We start from the raw sequence: 14,909 nt of genomic DNA on the forward strand, positions 1-14,909 counted from the left end.
GTTGCGATCCGCGCAACGAAACGCGACGACTGTCCCGGGGTTTGAGGAGATGAACCGGATCGAGGCTCAGACCGGCAGTGCGGCCAGCTGTTTCGTGAACTCCGCCTCGTCGATCCGCGTGTGGCGTCCGTCCTCGACTACGATCTCGCCACCCACCATCACCGTGTCGACGATGGACCGTGATCCGGTGGTGAGCAGCGACGCGCCGGGATCGCCGACGGGGAGGGTGGCGTAGTCGCGGTCGAACCGCACCAGCGTGAGGTCCGCGGGCGACCCGACTGTCACACCGCCGGTCACCGGCGACAGACCGAGCGCGGAGTTGGCGCCGCCGCAGGCGATGTCGAGCATCTGGGAGAACCCGAGCAGGTCCGCACGCCGGTGGACGGCACGCTGCAGGTAAGCGGCGATGCGCAGCGTCGCCAGCATGTCCTGGGTGTCGTTGCTGGCGGCGCCGTCCACGCCCAGCCCGACCGCCAGGCCGCGCTCCAGCATCGCCGGGATCGGGGCCACCCCGCTGCCGAGCCGCATGTTCGACAACGGATTGTGCGACACCGCCACCTTCCGGGCGGCGAGGGTGCGCTGGCCGGCGTCGTCGAGCTCGACGCAATGGACGGCCAGGACGCGGTCCCACAGAAAGCCGTTGCGGTCGAGGTGGTCGACGGCCCCGAAGCCGGTGTGCTGCCGGCACATCTGTTCGTCGGTGCCGGTCTCGAGCAGGTGGATGGAGACCGGTAGTCCACGCTCCTGCGCGAAGTCGCGGATCGTCCGCATCCCGGCGTCGGTGACCGAGCGCGGATTGGGTACCGCCAGGGCCATCGAGATCGCTGACCCGGCAACCTCGTTCCGGAGATGGTCGACGTGGTCGAGGACCTCGCCGAGGGGTTGCATCAGCCGCGGCTCGAACCCCCACTTGCGGCTCGGGTCGGCCCGGTCGGCGACCCCGCGGCCGAGGATTGCGCGGATTCCGGTGTCGCGCAGTGCCCGTACGACGGCGTCATGGATCTCGTGCGACGGGTGCGGCCACATGTGTTCGACGACGGTCGTCGTGCCCGATCGCAACAGTTCGAGGCAGGCCGAGACGGCGGCGAGATAGGCCCGCTCGGGAGTGATGGCCACCGATTCCTCGCCCACGGCCAGCAACCATTCGAGCAACGGTGTGCATTCGGCGATTCCCCGCATGAGCGACTGCTGGAGGTGCGTGTGGGTGTTGACGAACCCGGGGATGACGTAGCCGCCGGTATCTTCGCCCGGACGGTCGGTGGGCGCGATCGCGGTGACGATCCCGTCGACGACATGGACGTCGTGATGGGCTTTCCACTGCCCGGCCGTGTAGACGGTGACGTCGCGAAAGGCCGGGGCCGCCGCGGTGACGGCGGCCCCGGGCGATGATGTGTCGGTCACTTCGCGAAGTTCGCGGCGATGCGCTGGGCGAGGTAATCGGCGGCGGTGATCGGCGGGTAGGTGCCGCCCGCGCTCTCGATCAGCACGTCGGAGTTCGCCTGGGCGAAAAACGCGAGCGTGTAGCGCGGACCGGTGTACTCGCCCCTTCGGGGAGCCCGGACCCGATGGAAGTTCGACGGCAGTCGGTCGTCGGACCAGCGCATCAGCATGTCGCCGATGTTGCAGGTGATGGCGTCGTCGGACGGCTCGACCGACGTCCAGGCCTGACCGTCGGCCTCGGCTCCCGGTAGCACCTGCAGGCCTCCCTGACCGGACCGCTGGAACAGCAGGGTCAGTGCGTCGAAGTCGGTGTGTGCGCCGGCGCGCCAACTGTTCTCGGAGTCGATCAGTTCGTCGGGGAACGCGTAGTAGTGCAGCAGCCGCAGGGTGCTCTGGTATGTGTCCGCCGTCGGGTCGTGCGCCCGGGTGAAGAAGTCGCGGTCGAGACCCAGACGCTCGGCGAAACAGCTGAGCAGGGTCATGGCCACCGACCAGCACCGGTGCTCGAAATCCTCGATGGTGGAGCGGAATCCGGCGAGCTCGCGCTCACTCGGCCAGAGTCCGTCCATGCGGGGCCGGGTGAACTGGTAGGACTCCTTCTGGTCCGGTGTGCCGATCGACGGGCGTACCTGGGTGCGGTACTCCCAGCCCGCGTTCTGGCCCTTCTTGAGCGGATACTGCTCCTTGATCGAACGGGGGAGCGCGAAGAACCGGGCGGACATCTCGAACGCGTGGTCCACCGCGGCCAGGTCGATGCCGTGGTCGATCACCTGGAAGAAGCCGATGTCGGTTGCGGCCGACCAGAGTTGGTCGGCGATCTCGTCGCGGCGGTTGTCCAGATCGGCCAGACTGATCCGGCGGATCTCGCGGTCGGTGGTCTCGGTTCCCAGCCCGCCCATCCGGCGTTCCCGGTCGAGCTCGGTCAGGCCGGCCGGGGCAGCCGGCGATGGGGGTGTGGTGGTCTCGGTCATCGTGTGTCTCTCTGTGGTCGGGGATGACGTGGGCGTCGGGTCAGCGGATCTGCTCATCGATGAACTGTGTGGTGAACAGCTGGTCAGCGGGCAATGCGGCCGGCAGGTCGGCGCCTCCGCCGTTCAGGATCGGCACGAGGTCGTTGATCACGTTCTGCGCCTTCACCATGTCGTAGCTGCCGTAGACACCGTCCGCGCCCGGGGCGATGACCGCGCGATCCTTCAGCAGGCCCGCCGAGTACGCCGCCTCGCCGGCTGAATACGGGGTGAAGGACACGTCCTGGGACACCCAGTCGACGATGGTGGCGTTGACCGCGTCGGGCGAGGCCACGTAGTCCTTACCGGTCTGCTGGATCATCGGGACCAGCTTCTCCAGACACGGCGACAGCTCCTCGACGTCACCGGCGCGCACCGAGACGTTCGACGCGTAGACGTCGTACCCGGCGTCCTTGACCATCGCGTAGGCGACCGGCTTGTTCCACGACGGGGTCTCGTTCTCGTAGGTGTAGGGCTCGGAGTTGGCGAACCCCTGCTGGGTGATCGACGGGTCGCCGACGAAACGTGCCGGGGCGCCGTCGTAACTGGTGTCGAGTTGCTCCTGCTGGAGCAGACCCTTCGCCACCAGCCACTGCGGGAAGATCTGATCCTTCGACACCACCACGCTGGCGTCGGACCGGCCGATGTCGGCGATCGTCTTCACGTCCGGATGGGTTGCGGGGTCCCACATGATGATCGAGGGGTTGTACTGCAGCAGGGGCGTCACGCCGACCACGCGTTGGTCCTTGGCGGCAGAGATCATCTGGTCGCCGTGGACGAGACCGAGGTGGATGGAGTCGTCGGAGTACATGGCCGAGGGCACCGACTGGAATCCGATGGCCGGTCCGCCGGCGCGCAGCGTGATGTCCACACCGGTGTCCATGCCGTCGAAGACGAGCGGTCCGGAGACCGACTTGTTGTCGGTGTCGACGGTGTACCCGGGTCCGAGGAGCCCGATGACCCCGGCCATGTCCGACTGCGGTTGCCACTGCAGTTGAACCACCACGTTGTCGGGGCAGGTTCCGGCGAGGGTGGATTCGGCCGGCGCCGAGGGGAGGCTCGACGACGCGGTGTCGTCGGACCCGGAACTCGAGCAGCCGGCGAGAACCGCTGCGCAGATCGTCGCCGCCGTGGCGGCCACGGCCAGACGCGACGTGCGGAGGCGGGACGGTGGGTGAGGGGTCATGGGATCTCCTGGACTGATGCCGTTCATTCGCGACACATTCGCGATCTACATGTGAAAGCTAGGTGGACGTTCCGGATTGCGCCAGCCGGGGACGGTGTCGATCCGAGAGGGCTCCAGTGACATGTAGAAACCCTGTGAACTGCAACTATGCAACGAACTGGGCCGCGGAACGACCCTGGCCCGCCCCGGCTGGTGACGCAGTGTTTACACATGGTCATCAACTTGAAATACATGTAACCAATCATCTAGTGGCAGAAAGAACGCAACAGTTACATGTAAACAGAACAGGGCGGGAAGGCCGGATGAAACTCTACGACACGGTGAGGGATGTGGATGCGCGTCATCTCACCAAAGATGTGGTCGCGTCCGTCTCCGGGGTGACGAAGCGATTCGAGTCCGGGACCCAGGCGCTGGACCGGGTGGACCTCGACGTGCGCGCCGGCGACTTCGTGGCCGTCGTCGGACCGTCGGGTTGTGGTAAGTCGACCCTGCTCCGGATGGCCGCCGGTCTCGAGAAGCCCACAGCGGGAAGCGTGGCGCTGTCCACCGAGTCGGTCGGGTTCATCTTCCAGGAACCGACCCTCCTCGCCTGGCGCAGTGTGCGGGGCAATGTCGAACTCTGCGCCGAGATCGCCCGGCTGCCGCGGGGTGAACGACGACGCCGGGCGCAGGCCGCGATCGACGCGGTCGGTCTCACCGGGTTCGAGTCGCAATTGCCGCGCATGCTGTCCGGTGGCATGAAGATGCGTGCCTCGCTGGCCCGCGCGTTGACCTCCGAGCCCGAATTGTTGCTCCTCGACGAGCCTTTCGGCGCTCTCGACGAGATGACCCGGCTCGACATGCAATCCGAGCTGCAACGGCTCTACGCCGAACGCCGGTTCACCGCGATGTTCATCACGCACTCGGTGTCCGAAGCGGTCTTCCTCGCCAACCGGGTGATCGTGATGTCCGCACGCCCCGGGCGGATCGTCGCCGACATCGGCATCGACTTCGCTCACCCACGCCACCCGGATCTGCGCTACGACAGCCGTTTCACCGACCACGTCGCCGAGATCTCCGAAACCCTCCGAGGTGCACGATGACCACCGCCGCCCGATCTCGTCCCGCTGCCGGCGAGCACCACGGACCGGTTTCCGCGCCGGAGCCCGAACCCACACGGGGCGAACGGTCGTCGCGGAAGAGTGGTGCCCGCCGCGTCACGGCAGCCGTGCTGAGGTACGGAGCACCCCCGGTCCTCTCCCTCGCCGTGGGGATCGCCGCCTGGTACGCGGTCAGTTATCTCATCCTCACTCCGGAACGGCGTTTCCTGCTTCCGCCGCCGCACACCGTGCTGACCGAGTCGCTGCTGGATCCGGACAGCGTCGGCCCCATGCTCGAGGCGCTGTGGGTCACCGCGAAGGTCTGTCTCGTGGGCTTCGCCTTCGCCGCACTGATCGGGGTCGCCATCGGCGTCCTGATGAGCCGGGGGTCCTTCCTCGAACGCGCGATCTACCCCTGGGCCGTTGTGCTGCAGGTGATCCCGGTGCTCGCGATCGTTCCGCTGATCGGGCTCTGGTTCGGCTACGGGATGGTCGCCCGCACGATCGTGTGCGTGATCATCGCGATCTTTCCCATCATCGCCAACACGCATTTCGGTCTCGTCTCGGTCGACAAGTCCTCACAGGAGCTGTTCACCCTGTCGAAGGCCTCACCGGTGCAACGCCTGATGATGCTCGAGTTCCCGTCGGCACTCCCGTCGATGATGACCGGCTTCCGGACGGCCTCGGGGCTGGTCGTGGTGGGCGCCATCATCGGCGACATGTTCTTCGCGAAGGGCGAACCCGGTATCGGGACCCTGCTCGACATCTATCGGGCTCGCCTCCAGTCCGACGACCTCATCGCGGCGATCGTTCTGGCCTCGGTGTTCGGCATCCTCGTCTTCGGCGCCTTCAGCATTCTCAACGCCGCCGTGAACCGTCGTCGCTGACGGCAGCTCCGCGCTCGCAACCACCTCGACCCGAACCCATCCGGAGGATTCGTGTTCACCGTTCCCACCATCGACATCTCGCCCTACCTCGACCCGGAGAGCTCGGCCGCGGCCCGGGACGATGTGGCGCGCGCCCTCGACGACGCCTGTGGCGGCGTCGGTTTCGTCCAGGTCGTCGGTCACGGGATCGCACCCGGCGTCATCGACGGATTGACCGTGGCACTCGACGAGTTCTACGCGCTGCCCCTCGAGGTGAAGAAGCAGTACGCCCGGCCGGGGCAGAATCGTGGCTACAGCCCCCCGAAGAGTGAGTCGCTGAGCATGAGTCTCGGTGTGGCCGCGGCGAATCAGATGAACGACTTCTACGAGGCGTTCACCGTCGGCTCGGAGGGTTCCTGGTTCCCGGGCCTCGACCTGCCGGAGTCCAGCTATCCGACGAACACCTGGCCGGACGCGGCGCCGGGATTCCGCCCGGCGGTCGAATCCTGGTTCGACGCGGCGCGGGGCCTCTCGCGAGTTCTGCTCACCGCCTTCACCGATGCGCTCGGTCTGCCGCCCGGGTACTTCGACGGGATGACCGATCACTCCATCGACGCGCTGAAGCTCAACAACTACACCCTCCCCGAAGGCGAGATCGAACTCGCCGGGGAGCTGACCGGGATGGGTGCGCACACCGACTTCGGCATCCTCACCGTGCTGTGGGCCGACCAGGTGCCCGGGCTCCAGGTGCTCGATCACGAGGGGCGGTGGCACGACGTGGCACCCGCCGACGGCGCCCTGCTGGTCAACCTCGGCGATGCAATGGCGCGGTGGACGAACGACCGGTGGCGCTCGACTGTCCACCGCGTCGACCCGCCCGTCGTCGACGGCCGGATCCTGCGTCGTCGGTCGGCAGCGTTCTTCTTCGACGGCAACGCCGATGCCGTCATCGAGACGCTGCCCGGGTGTGCGCGTACCGACCGCCCGGGATATCCGCCGATCACGGTCGCCGAGAACATCGATGCGAAACTCGCGGGGATGAAGAGCGGAATCGCACCCGTCGGCGCCGAGCGCGAGGCGCAGCGCGTGATGGCCGCGGGATGAGGTCAGGGCATCGGCCTTCTACGCTGGGACGATCATGACGGGAAACGGAGACGACGGCGCGCTGCTCATGCAGTCGGTCCTGCGCCGGATACGCGACGAGATCTTCGACGGCACGCTCGAACCCGGTGCGTCGCTCTCGGTTCCCGGTCTGGCCGCCCGACTGGACGTGTCCCGCAGCCCCGTGCGCGAGGCGGTCCAACAACTCGTCATGGACGGGCTGGCGGTCTACACGCCTCGTGTCGGTGCGAAGGTGGCCGTCCTCGACGACGAGATGCTGCGGCACGTCTTCCAGGTCCGCGAGGTCCTCGACGGGCTCGCCGCCCGCCAGGCCACGATCCGGGTGACCCGTGCCGAGCTGACCGGACTCTGGGATCGGGTGCGTGAGCAGGAGCGTCTGCTGGAGACCGAGCCCGATCACCGACGCGACGCCGAACTCGATCTCGACTTCCACACCGCGGTCCGGTCGCTGTCGGGCAACGCCCCGCTGTGCGACGCACTGCTGAAGCTCGACACCCAGTCACATCTCTACCGATCCGACATGTGGTCGCACGAGGACAACCGTCGGCACGCCGTGACCGAGCATCGCCGGATAGTCGCGGCACTGGAGGTCGGTGACGCCGACGAAGCCGACCGGGCCGCGCGCGCCCACGCCGCCGGCGTGCTCGTCCGGTTGCTCCGTACCTGATCCGGTGCGCGATCGCCGTGACCCCGCCACCGGACTTTCGCCCACGCTGATTTGATCTCGTCAGGCGGTGCGGCGGCGGGAGAGAGCGCATTCGCCGCCCCGGGTGGGCCCCGGGAGGGGAATCGTCTGCGCCATCATGGGTGGATGGTCTCTTCACCCGATGCCGCGCGCCGCGACAACGTGATCCTGGTGCACTGGCACGATCTCGGTCGCCATCTGCGGTGTTACGGCGCCGATGGCGTCGAGAGTCCCGTCCTCGACGACCTCGCGGCCGCCGGCATCCGGTTCGCCGACGCACACGCGACGGCGCCCCTGTGCTCACCGGCCCGCGGTTCCCTGTTCACCGGGCGCTATCCGCACGGCAACGGGCTCGTCGGCCTGGCCCACCACGGGTTCGAGTACTTCCCGGACGTGCAGACCCTGCCGGCTCTCCTCGCGGGCGCGGGCTACCGCTCGGCACTCTTCGGGATGCAGCACGAGAGCGCGGACCCCGGCCGGCTCGGGTTCGACTCGGTGGACGTGTCCGACTCGCGCTGCGACTACGTGGTGGACCGGTCCCAGGACTGGTTGCGACGACATGCGCACGACGATCGGCCGTTCTTCCTGACGGCGGGCTTCTTCGAAACGCATCGGCCCTACCCGGCCGACGAGTACAAGCCGGCGGACACCAGCACGATCGCGGTGCCCGGGTTCCTGCCGGACACCGACGACGTGCGCGACGATCTGGCGGGTCTGCACGGCTCGATCACGAAGGCCGACTCGGCCGTGGGCCGGCTCCTCGACACCGTCGCCGAACTCGGTCTCGACGACTCCACCTGGATCGTGTTCGTCACCGATCACGGTCTGGCGTTCCCACGGGCGAAATCGACGCTGTACGCCGAGGGCACCGGGATCGCATTGATCATGCGCCCGCCATCGCGGCTGGGGATCACGCCGACGGTCTACGACGATCTGTTCTCGGGGGTCGATCTCACGCCGACGCTGCTCGACCTGGTGGGCGTCGACATCCCGGACACGGTGGACGGTGACTCGCACGCCCCCGCGCTGGTGGGAACGGAAGACGCAGCCGTCCGCACCGAGGTGTTCACCGAGAAGACCTATCACGATGCCTTCGACCCGATCCGTGCCGTTCGGACCAAAGAGTTCAGTTACATCGAGAACTACGCGGCGCGGCCGGCGTTGTTGCTCCCGCTCGACATCGCCGACAGTTTGTCGGCGCGGTCGCTGGATCGGCAGGAGGTGCAACAGGATCGGTCGCGGGTCGAACTCTACGACCTGCGTTCCGATCCGCATGAGCGCAACAACCTCGCCGACGACCCGTCGTATGCGCATGTCCGGGACGAGCTCGCGCGGGCGTTGGCCGATTGGCGCGAGCGCACCCATGACGACCTGCCCGATGAAGCGGCCGGCACGGCGACTGCGGAGGCCTTCATGGACGCATTCCACGCCAAGGCGGCGCAGGTCGAGGCCGAGGAGGAGGCATTGCCGTCCCGGCGTCCGCTGGGTGCCCGTCGCGAGTTGGCCGGGGACATCACGTCGGGCGAGCGCTGAGGGGGGGTTGGGCGCGAAAGCGTCATCTCGGACACGCGATCTCACGACACCCACAGCGCGGTCTCGGTGTCAATGGTTTCGACCCGGTTGCGCGTAAAAGGCCAGCTTGCGGTGCTTTTCCCGCTCGCTAGACTCGTCTTTCATGTCAGCGAAGTCCTCGTCGGGACCGGCAGATTATCTGGTGTGTGCCAGCCAGCGCAGCGGCAGCACGCTGCTGGTGGAGTCGCTCGCCAGGACCGGCGTCGCGGGTCGTCCGGAGGAGTTCTTCCAGTACTTCTCGGATTCCTCGGCGGCTCCGCAGCCGCGTGAATGGTTCGCCGGTGTCAGCGATCCCACCATCCTCGAGCTCCTGGAGCCACTCGATGCCGGGGTGGTGGACACCCGCGATTCGGCCACCTGGCGCTCGGACGTGCGGGCGGCGGGTCGCACGCCGAACGGGGTGTGGGGCGGCAAGCTCATGTGGAACCAGACGCCGCTGCTGATCTCGCGCAGCCGGGTCGCGTCGGGTTCGTTGCGCGGCGCCGTCCGCTGGCTGTTCGACGGAGCCGATCCGCTCTACGTGCATGTCCATCGAGAAGATGTTGTGCCGCAGGCGGTGTCGATGTGGCGCGCGGTGCAGACCCGCGTGTGGCGGCACGACGGCTCGGACACCGACGAGCACGACGAGGCGGTGTATCACGCCGGCGGTATCGCCCATCTCGCCGGCATCTTGAGCGACCAGGAACGACAGTGGCGCAACTGGTTCGCCGCCGAGGGGATCGAACCGCTCGAGGTCGGGTTCCGGGATCTGGTCACCGATCCCACGAAGGCGACCGCACTGGTGCTGGAGAAGATCGGGCAGGACCCGGAGCTGGCGCCACCGCCACCGCTGAAGCCACAGTCCAATTCGCGGTCCAAGGAGTGGGCCCGACGCTATCGAGAAGACGCCGAACGAAACGGATACCCACTGTGACCGCTGTGGACGAGACCTCGCTCGACCGGGCGACCGGCGACCGGGCCCGGCCCGGGGACACCGGCGACTTCGACCATGTGACCGCCATCCGGGTGCTGGAGGCCGAGGCGGTGCACATCATCCGCGAGGTGGTCGCGGAACTGGAGCGGCCGGTGCTGCTGTTCTCCGGCGGCAAGGACTCCATCGTCCTGCTCCGGTTGGCCGAGAAGGCATTTCGGCCCGCGCCCCTGCCCTTCCCGATCATGCACGTCGACACCGGCCACAATTTCGACGAGGTGATCGAGTTCCGTGACCGACGGGTCGCGCCGACCGCCGAGAATCCCGAGGGCATCGAACTCATCGTGGCCTCGGTCCAGGAGTCCATCGACTCCGGACGGGTCGCCGAGTCCACCGACCCGTCGGGTTCGCGGAACCGCCTGCAGACCCGCACCCTGCTCGATGCGCTGGAGGAGGGCGGATTCGACGCCGCGTTCGGCGGCGCCCGCCGCGACGAGGAGCGTGCCCGCGCCAAGGAGCGCATCTTCAGCTTCCGCGACGAGTTCGGGCAATGGGATCCCCGCGCCCAGCGACCCGAACCGTGGTCGCTGTACAACGGGCGGATCCGTCGTGGGGAGTCGGTGCGTGTGTTCCCGCTCTCGAACTGGACCGAGACCGACATCTGGCGCTACATCGAGCTCGAGGGCCTCGAGCTGCCCTCCATCTACTTCGCCGCCGAGCGGGAGGTCTTCGACCGGGACGGCATCCTGCTCTCGGTCTCGGAGTACTCACGGCCCCGCGACGGTGAGGAGGTACGGACCGAGTGGGTGCGCTACCGCACCGTCGGTGACCTGACCATCACCGGGGCGGTACGCTCGCGGGCCACCACGATCGCCGAGATCATCGCCGAGATCAGCGAATCCACCGTCTCCGAACGCGGGGAGACCCGCGCCGACGACCGCACGTCCAGCGCCGCCATGGAAGACCGCAAGCGCGAAGGATACTTCTGATGACTCTCACCTCGCCACAGCCGGTCGTCCCCGCCGGTGACGAAACCAGCACGTCAACAAGACAATTCCTGCGGATCGCGACCGCGGGCAGTGTCGATGACGGCAAGTCCACGCTCATCGGCCGGATTCTGCACGACACCGGCAGTCTGCCGACCGATCATCTCGCCGCGGTCACCGACGGCGACGGTGATGTCGACCTGGCCGCCCTCTCCGACGGGTTGCGCGCCGAACGCGAACAGGGCATCACGATCGATGTCGCCTACCGCTTCTTCTCCACGCCCACACGGAGTTACGTCCTCGCCGACACCCCCGGACACGAGCGGTACACCCGCAACATGTTCACCGGGGCGTCGAACGCGCACGTGGCGATCCTGCTCGTCGACGCCCGGCACGGCTTGCTGCGGCAGACCCGACGCCACGCCCGGATCGCGACTCTCGTGGGCGTGCCGCACGTGATCGCGGCGGTCAACAAGATCGACCTCGTCGACTACTCCGAGCGCCGTTTCGACGAGATCCGGGCCGACCTCGCCGAACTCGCGGTGCAGCTCGGGATCGGGGAGATCTCGGCGATCCCGGTGGCCGCCAAGCACGGGGACAACGTCGTACACCGCTCGTCGAACACCCCGTGGTACTCCGGGACAACGCTGTTGGAGTACCTCGAGGACGTCGAGCTGCACGCGCCCGCGCCGGTGACCGAGGAACTGCGCCTCCCGATCCAGTGGGTGTCGCGTCCCAGCGAGTCGAACCGGCGTACCTACACCGGCCGGCTCGCCTCCGGGACACTGCGCGTCGGTGACGAGATCGTCGTGCTGCCGTCGGGAAGCCGGTCGACCGTCACTGCGCTCGATACCCTCGATCCCACGAGAGACGTTGCGGTGGCGCCTCTCTCGGTGGGAATCCAGGTCGCCGACGACATCGACATCGGTCGCGGCGACGTCATCGTGAGCGGTGCGGACGGAGCGCATCTACCGGTCCTGGCCCGCGAAATCGATGCGCACGTGTGCTGGTTGTCGAACTCGCCGCTGCGGGCCGGTGACCGCGTCGCCCTCAAGCACGGCCCGTCGACGGTCCGCGCCACCGTCCAGTCCCTCGAGCGGCGCCTCGACCCGGACACCCTCATCGAGCACGTCGCCCCCGGTGAGCTCGTGCTCAACGACATCGGCACCGTCACGCTGCGGACGTCGTCGGTGGTGCCGGCCGACCCCTATGCGAGCAACCGCGACACCGGCGCGTTCATCCTCATCGACGAGGCCTCGAACGACACGGTCGGCGCGGGGACGATCCTCGAGCCGCGCGAGGTCATCCCGGGTAAGGCGACGCGCAACGACATCAAATGGCATCCGAGTTCGCTGGCGCGTGCGGAACGATGGGCGCACACCCGGCAGCGCGGAGCGACGGTGTGGCTCACCGGTCTACCGGCGTCGGGCAAGTCCACCGTCGCCGTCGCGCTCGAGCGGGCCGTCGTCAGCCGCGGGCGCGTCGCCTACCTCCTCGACGGCGACAACATCCGGCACGGGATCTCCGACGACCTCGGCTTCTCCGCCGGTGACCGCGCGGAGAACATCCGCCGTGTCGGCCACGTGGCCCGACTCTTCGCCGACGCCGGGGTCATCGCGATCGCGTCGATGGTCTCGCCGCTGCGTTCCGACCGGGAGATCGCGCGTGAACTGCACCGCGCCGCCGACCTCGACTTCATCGAGGTCCACGTCTCCACGCCGGTCACCGAATGCGAACGCCGTGACCCCAAGGGCCTCTACGAACGCGCGCGACGCGGCGAACTCCGCGGGCTGACCGGCATCGATGCGCCCTACGAGAGTCCGGAGAGCCCTGATCTGCGATTCGACACCACCGGCGCGGACATCGACCGGCTGGCGTCGCTCATCCTCGGTGCGCTGATGGATCGCGGCATCATGGCGGGGTGAGTTGCTGTCATCCCCCGGGACCCGCGCACGGCGGCCCGGGTGCGCCGTTCCCGCCGGCCGAGCACACCGGTGGCGGTCCCGGAGTGCACCCGATCGAGACGGTGGACATCCCGGCCGGGGGCTTCGCCATGGGGGATGCGTTCGACGAGGGGTACCGCGCCGACGGTGAGCGACCGGTGCACGAGGTCGAGCTCGGTGCGTACTCGATCGACTCGACGACGGTGACCAACGCCGCGTTCGCCACGTTCGTCGCGGCGACCGGACACCGGACCGATGCCGAGCGATTCGGCGGTTCCGCGGTGTTCCACACCTACGCCACCGCGCCGGGCGAACCCGTGCCGGGAACACCGTGGTGGCTCGCGGTCGAAGGTGCGTCGTGGCGCCGGCCGGCGGGTCCCGGCAGCCGGGTCGACGGTCTGGCCGACCACCCCGTCGTCCATGTCAGTCACCGTGATGCGCAGGCTTATTGCGCCTGGGCCGGACGTGTCCTGCCCACCGAAGCGCAGTGGGAGTACGCGGCCCGGGGTGGGTTGCGCGGCCGACGATATCCGTGGGGGGACGCGGAGCCGACCCCGGAAGAGCCCCGCTGCAACATCTTTCGCGGCGAGTTCCCGGATGCGCCGACCGCCCGGGTCGGCACTGTGCCCGTGCGGGACTTCGAACCCAACGGCTTCGGCCTGTACCAGTGCGCCGGCAACGTCTGGGAGTGGTGCGCCGACATCTTCGGCGCGCGGTACTACCGCGTCTCCGACCGCATCGATCCGCGTGGGCCGGGGCGGGGCCGCGCTCGCGTCCTGAGGGGCGGCAGCCATCTCTGCCACGACTCGTACTGTCATCGCTACCGGGTCGCCGCGCGATCGCACAACACGCCGGAGTCGACGGCGAGCAACATCGGCTTCCGGACCGTCGGTCCCGCGGCCGGCTGACACCCGTCCGGCCGATAACCCGTCCGCACGTCCCGGGACAGAGGGCCCGCTCGCTGCGCTCCCGGCGCCCGGGACACAGGGCCCGCTCGCTGCGCTCCCGGCGCCCGGGACACAGGGCCCGCTCGCTGCGCTCCCGGCGCCCGGGAACCGAACTCCGCCGTGGTCAGTTGGATCAGCAGACTGTGTGTCGATTTCCGGGAGACCCGATCGGCTGTGCGATCGTGGGTCCCCTCGGGCGGTGTCCGCCCGAAAAGTCGTCGGACCGGAGAGGGGAGTAGGGCAGGAATGCGTGTGGAGGGCCGGGATGCGGTGCGTCGGGAGTCGAGGCGGCCGAACCCGTGGAGGAACGGCCTCATGGCCTCGGCCGTGGCGGTCGCGTCGTCGGTGCTGCTGGCCGGCTGCATCGACCTGCCGTCGCTGACCAGGCCGGACATCCCGGAGGGCATCCCGCCGGGGGCGGGCGTGCCCCAGCCCTACATCGACATCAACGCACCCGGGCGTACCGCGGACAGGATGCACGACTGGGCCGTGCCCATCGCGGAGTCCACCGGTATCCCGGTCGTCTCGCTCCAGGCCTACGGCAACGCCGCCGAGATCCAGCGCCAGCAACACCCCGAGTGCGGACTGAACTGGACCACGCTGGCGGGGATCGCCGGCGTCGAGAGCAAACACGGCCACTACCGCGGCTCCGACGTGGCCGACAACGGCGACGTCAACCCGCCCATCCGGGGCGTCAAACTCGACGGCACCCGCGGCAACATGGAGATCCTCGACACCGACGGCGGCGCACTCGACGGCGACGCCACCCACGATCGAGCGATGGGGCCGTTCCAGTTCATCCCGGAGACGTGGAAGCGCTACGGCGTCGACGCCAACGGTGACGGCGTCCCCGACCCCGACAACATCGACGACGCCGCCCTCTCGGCGGCCCGCTATCTGTGTGTCTCCGCCGGCAACGACATGACGACGCCGGAGGGGTGGGAGAAGGCCGTCCGGACCTACAACAACTCGATGGCCTACGTCCTCGACGTGCGCGACCACGCCAACGCCTACTCGATCAACGTCCGCTTCTGAACCCTGTCGGGAAGGGCTTCAGCGCTTGCGTCGACCTTGTCACGTGCGGCTTCGGCGCAGCCACTAGGCTCTTGCCTATCGGCCGGCACCAGAACCGGCCGTCGTCGGCGTAGGCGGCCCCGTCGGAGGAC

Annotated in this window: 13 protein-coding genes; 10 read left to right on the forward strand and 3 right to left on the reverse strand. The window is 68.4% G+C overall.

Going from position 1 to position 14,909, the window contains the following annotated elements; genetic code table 11:
- Window positions 1–66: 66 nt before the first annotated feature.
- Genes ACFVHY_RS20485 through ACFVHY_RS20495 form a run of 3 tightly spaced genes read right to left on the reverse strand, consistent with a single transcriptional unit; the run spans window position 67 to window position 3,633 of the window.
- Window positions 67–1,401 (reverse strand): amidohydrolase family protein, encoded by a 1,335-nt coding sequence (locus tag ACFVHY_RS20485; RefSeq protein WP_390275144.1) that lies wholly within the window; start codon window positions 1,399–1,401, stop codon window positions 67–69.
- A complete protein-coding gene (locus tag ACFVHY_RS20490; protein ID WP_390275145.1) occupies window positions 1,398–2,411 on the reverse strand; it encodes an isopenicillin N synthase family dioxygenase in 1,014 nt (337 codons plus the stop codon). Before ACFVHY_RS20490 ends, ACFVHY_RS20485 begins: the two co-directional genes overlap by 4 nt.
- Before the next feature lie 40 nt (window positions 2,412–2,451).
- Window positions 2,452–3,633, reverse strand: a complete 1,182-nt coding sequence (locus ACFVHY_RS20495) for a nitrate ABC transporter substrate-binding protein (protein WP_390275146.1) — start codon at window positions 3,631–3,633, stop codon at window positions 2,452–2,454.
- A gap of 302 nt (window positions 3,634–3,935) precedes the next feature.
- Here ACFVHY_RS20495 and ACFVHY_RS20500 point away from each other — a divergent pair, with 302 nt between their 5' ends.
- From ACFVHY_RS20500 to ACFVHY_RS20545, 10 genes are all read left to right on the forward strand, one after another.
- Complete coding sequence (locus ACFVHY_RS20500; RefSeq protein WP_390275147.1) at window positions 3,936–4,715, forward strand: ABC transporter ATP-binding protein; 780 nt, start codon at window positions 3,936–3,938, stop codon at window positions 4,713–4,715.
- Window positions 4,712–5,599 carry an ABC transporter permease gene (locus ACFVHY_RS20505; protein ID WP_390275148.1) on the forward strand — a complete coding sequence of 296 codons (888 nt, stop codon included), beginning with the start codon at window positions 4,712–4,714 and terminating at the stop codon, window positions 5,597–5,599. The genes ACFVHY_RS20500 and ACFVHY_RS20505 overlap by 4 nt, the downstream gene beginning before the upstream one ends.
- Window positions 5,600–5,650: 51 nt before the next feature.
- On the forward strand, window positions 5,651–6,682 hold the full coding sequence (locus ACFVHY_RS20510) for an isopenicillin N synthase family dioxygenase (protein ID WP_390275150.1): 1,032 nt from the start codon (window positions 5,651–5,653) through the stop codon (window positions 6,680–6,682).
- A 34-nt stretch (window positions 6,683–6,716) separates the two neighbouring features.
- Window positions 6,717–7,367: a GntR family transcriptional regulator gene (locus ACFVHY_RS20515; protein WP_390275151.1), complete on the forward strand. Its 651-nt coding sequence runs from the start codon at window positions 6,717–6,719 to the stop codon at window positions 7,365–7,367.
- A gap of 144 nt (window positions 7,368–7,511) precedes the next feature.
- Window positions 7,512–8,918 carry a sulfatase gene (locus tag ACFVHY_RS20520; RefSeq protein ID WP_390275152.1) on the forward strand — a complete coding sequence of 469 codons (1,407 nt, stop codon included), beginning with the start codon at window positions 7,512–7,514 and terminating at the stop codon, window positions 8,916–8,918.
- Between the two features lie 142 nt (window positions 8,919–9,060).
- Window positions 9,061–9,870, forward strand: coding sequence for a Stf0 family sulfotransferase (locus ACFVHY_RS20525; protein ID WP_390275153.1), 810 nt, complete (start codon window positions 9,061–9,063; stop codon window positions 9,868–9,870).
- Window positions 9,871–9,875: 5 nt separating this feature from the next.
- Window positions 9,876–10,856: a sulfate adenylyltransferase subunit CysD gene (gene cysD, locus ACFVHY_RS20530; protein ID WP_390275235.1), complete on the forward strand. Its 981-nt coding sequence runs from the start codon at window positions 9,876–9,878 to the stop codon at window positions 10,854–10,856.
- Window positions 10,856–12,778: an adenylyl-sulfate kinase gene (gene cysC, locus ACFVHY_RS20535; RefSeq protein WP_390275155.1), complete on the forward strand. Its 1,923-nt coding sequence runs from the start codon at window positions 10,856–10,858 to the stop codon at window positions 12,776–12,778. Before cysD ends, cysC begins: the two co-directional genes overlap by 1 nt.
- Window positions 12,775–13,704, forward strand: a complete 930-nt coding sequence (locus ACFVHY_RS20540) for a formylglycine-generating enzyme family protein (protein WP_390275156.1) — start codon at window positions 12,775–12,777, stop codon at window positions 13,702–13,704. Before cysC ends, ACFVHY_RS20540 begins: the two co-directional genes overlap by 4 nt.
- Before the next feature lie 285 nt (window positions 13,705–13,989).
- Window positions 13,990–14,778: a lytic transglycosylase domain-containing protein gene (locus ACFVHY_RS20545; RefSeq protein WP_065631991.1), complete on the forward strand. Its 789-nt coding sequence runs from the start codon at window positions 13,990–13,992 to the stop codon at window positions 14,776–14,778.
- Window positions 14,779–14,909 lie beyond the last annotated feature (131 nt).

The organism is Gordonia sp. NPDC127522 (genome assembly GCF_042672305.1).
Lineage (GTDB): Bacteria > Actinomycetota > Actinomycetes > Mycobacteriales > Mycobacteriaceae > Gordonia > Gordonia hongkongensis.

Coding starts and splice junctions, on each gene's coding strand:
- ACFVHY_RS20490 (WP_390275145.1), bottom strand. CDS start 2,411: ATGACCGAGACCACCACACCCCCATCGCCGGCTGCCCCGGCCGGCCTG.
- ACFVHY_RS20495 (WP_390275146.1), bottom strand. CDS start 3,633: ATGACCCCTCACCCACCGTCCCGCCTCCGCACGTCGCGTCTGGCCGTG.
- ACFVHY_RS20500 (WP_390275147.1), top strand. CDS start 3,936: ATGAAACTCTACGACACGGTGAGGGATGTGGATGCGCGTCATCTCACC.
- ACFVHY_RS20505 (WP_390275148.1), top strand. CDS start 4,712: ATGACCACCGCCGCCCGATCTCGTCCCGCTGCCGGCGAGCACCACGGA.
- ACFVHY_RS20515 (WP_390275151.1), top strand. CDS start 6,717: ATGACGGGAAACGGAGACGACGGCGCGCTGCTCATGCAGTCGGTCCTG.
- ACFVHY_RS20520 (WP_390275152.1), top strand. CDS start 7,512: ATGGTCTCTTCACCCGATGCCGCGCGCCGCGACAACGTGATCCTGGTG.
- ACFVHY_RS20525 (WP_390275153.1), top strand. CDS start 9,061: ATGTCAGCGAAGTCCTCGTCGGGACCGGCAGATTATCTGGTGTGTGCC.
- cysC (WP_390275155.1), top strand. CDS start 10,856: ATGACTCTCACCTCGCCACAGCCGGTCGTCCCCGCCGGTGACGAAACC.
- ACFVHY_RS20545 (WP_065631991.1), top strand. CDS start 13,990: ATGCGTGTGGAGGGCCGGGATGCGGTGCGTCGGGAGTCGAGGCGGCCG.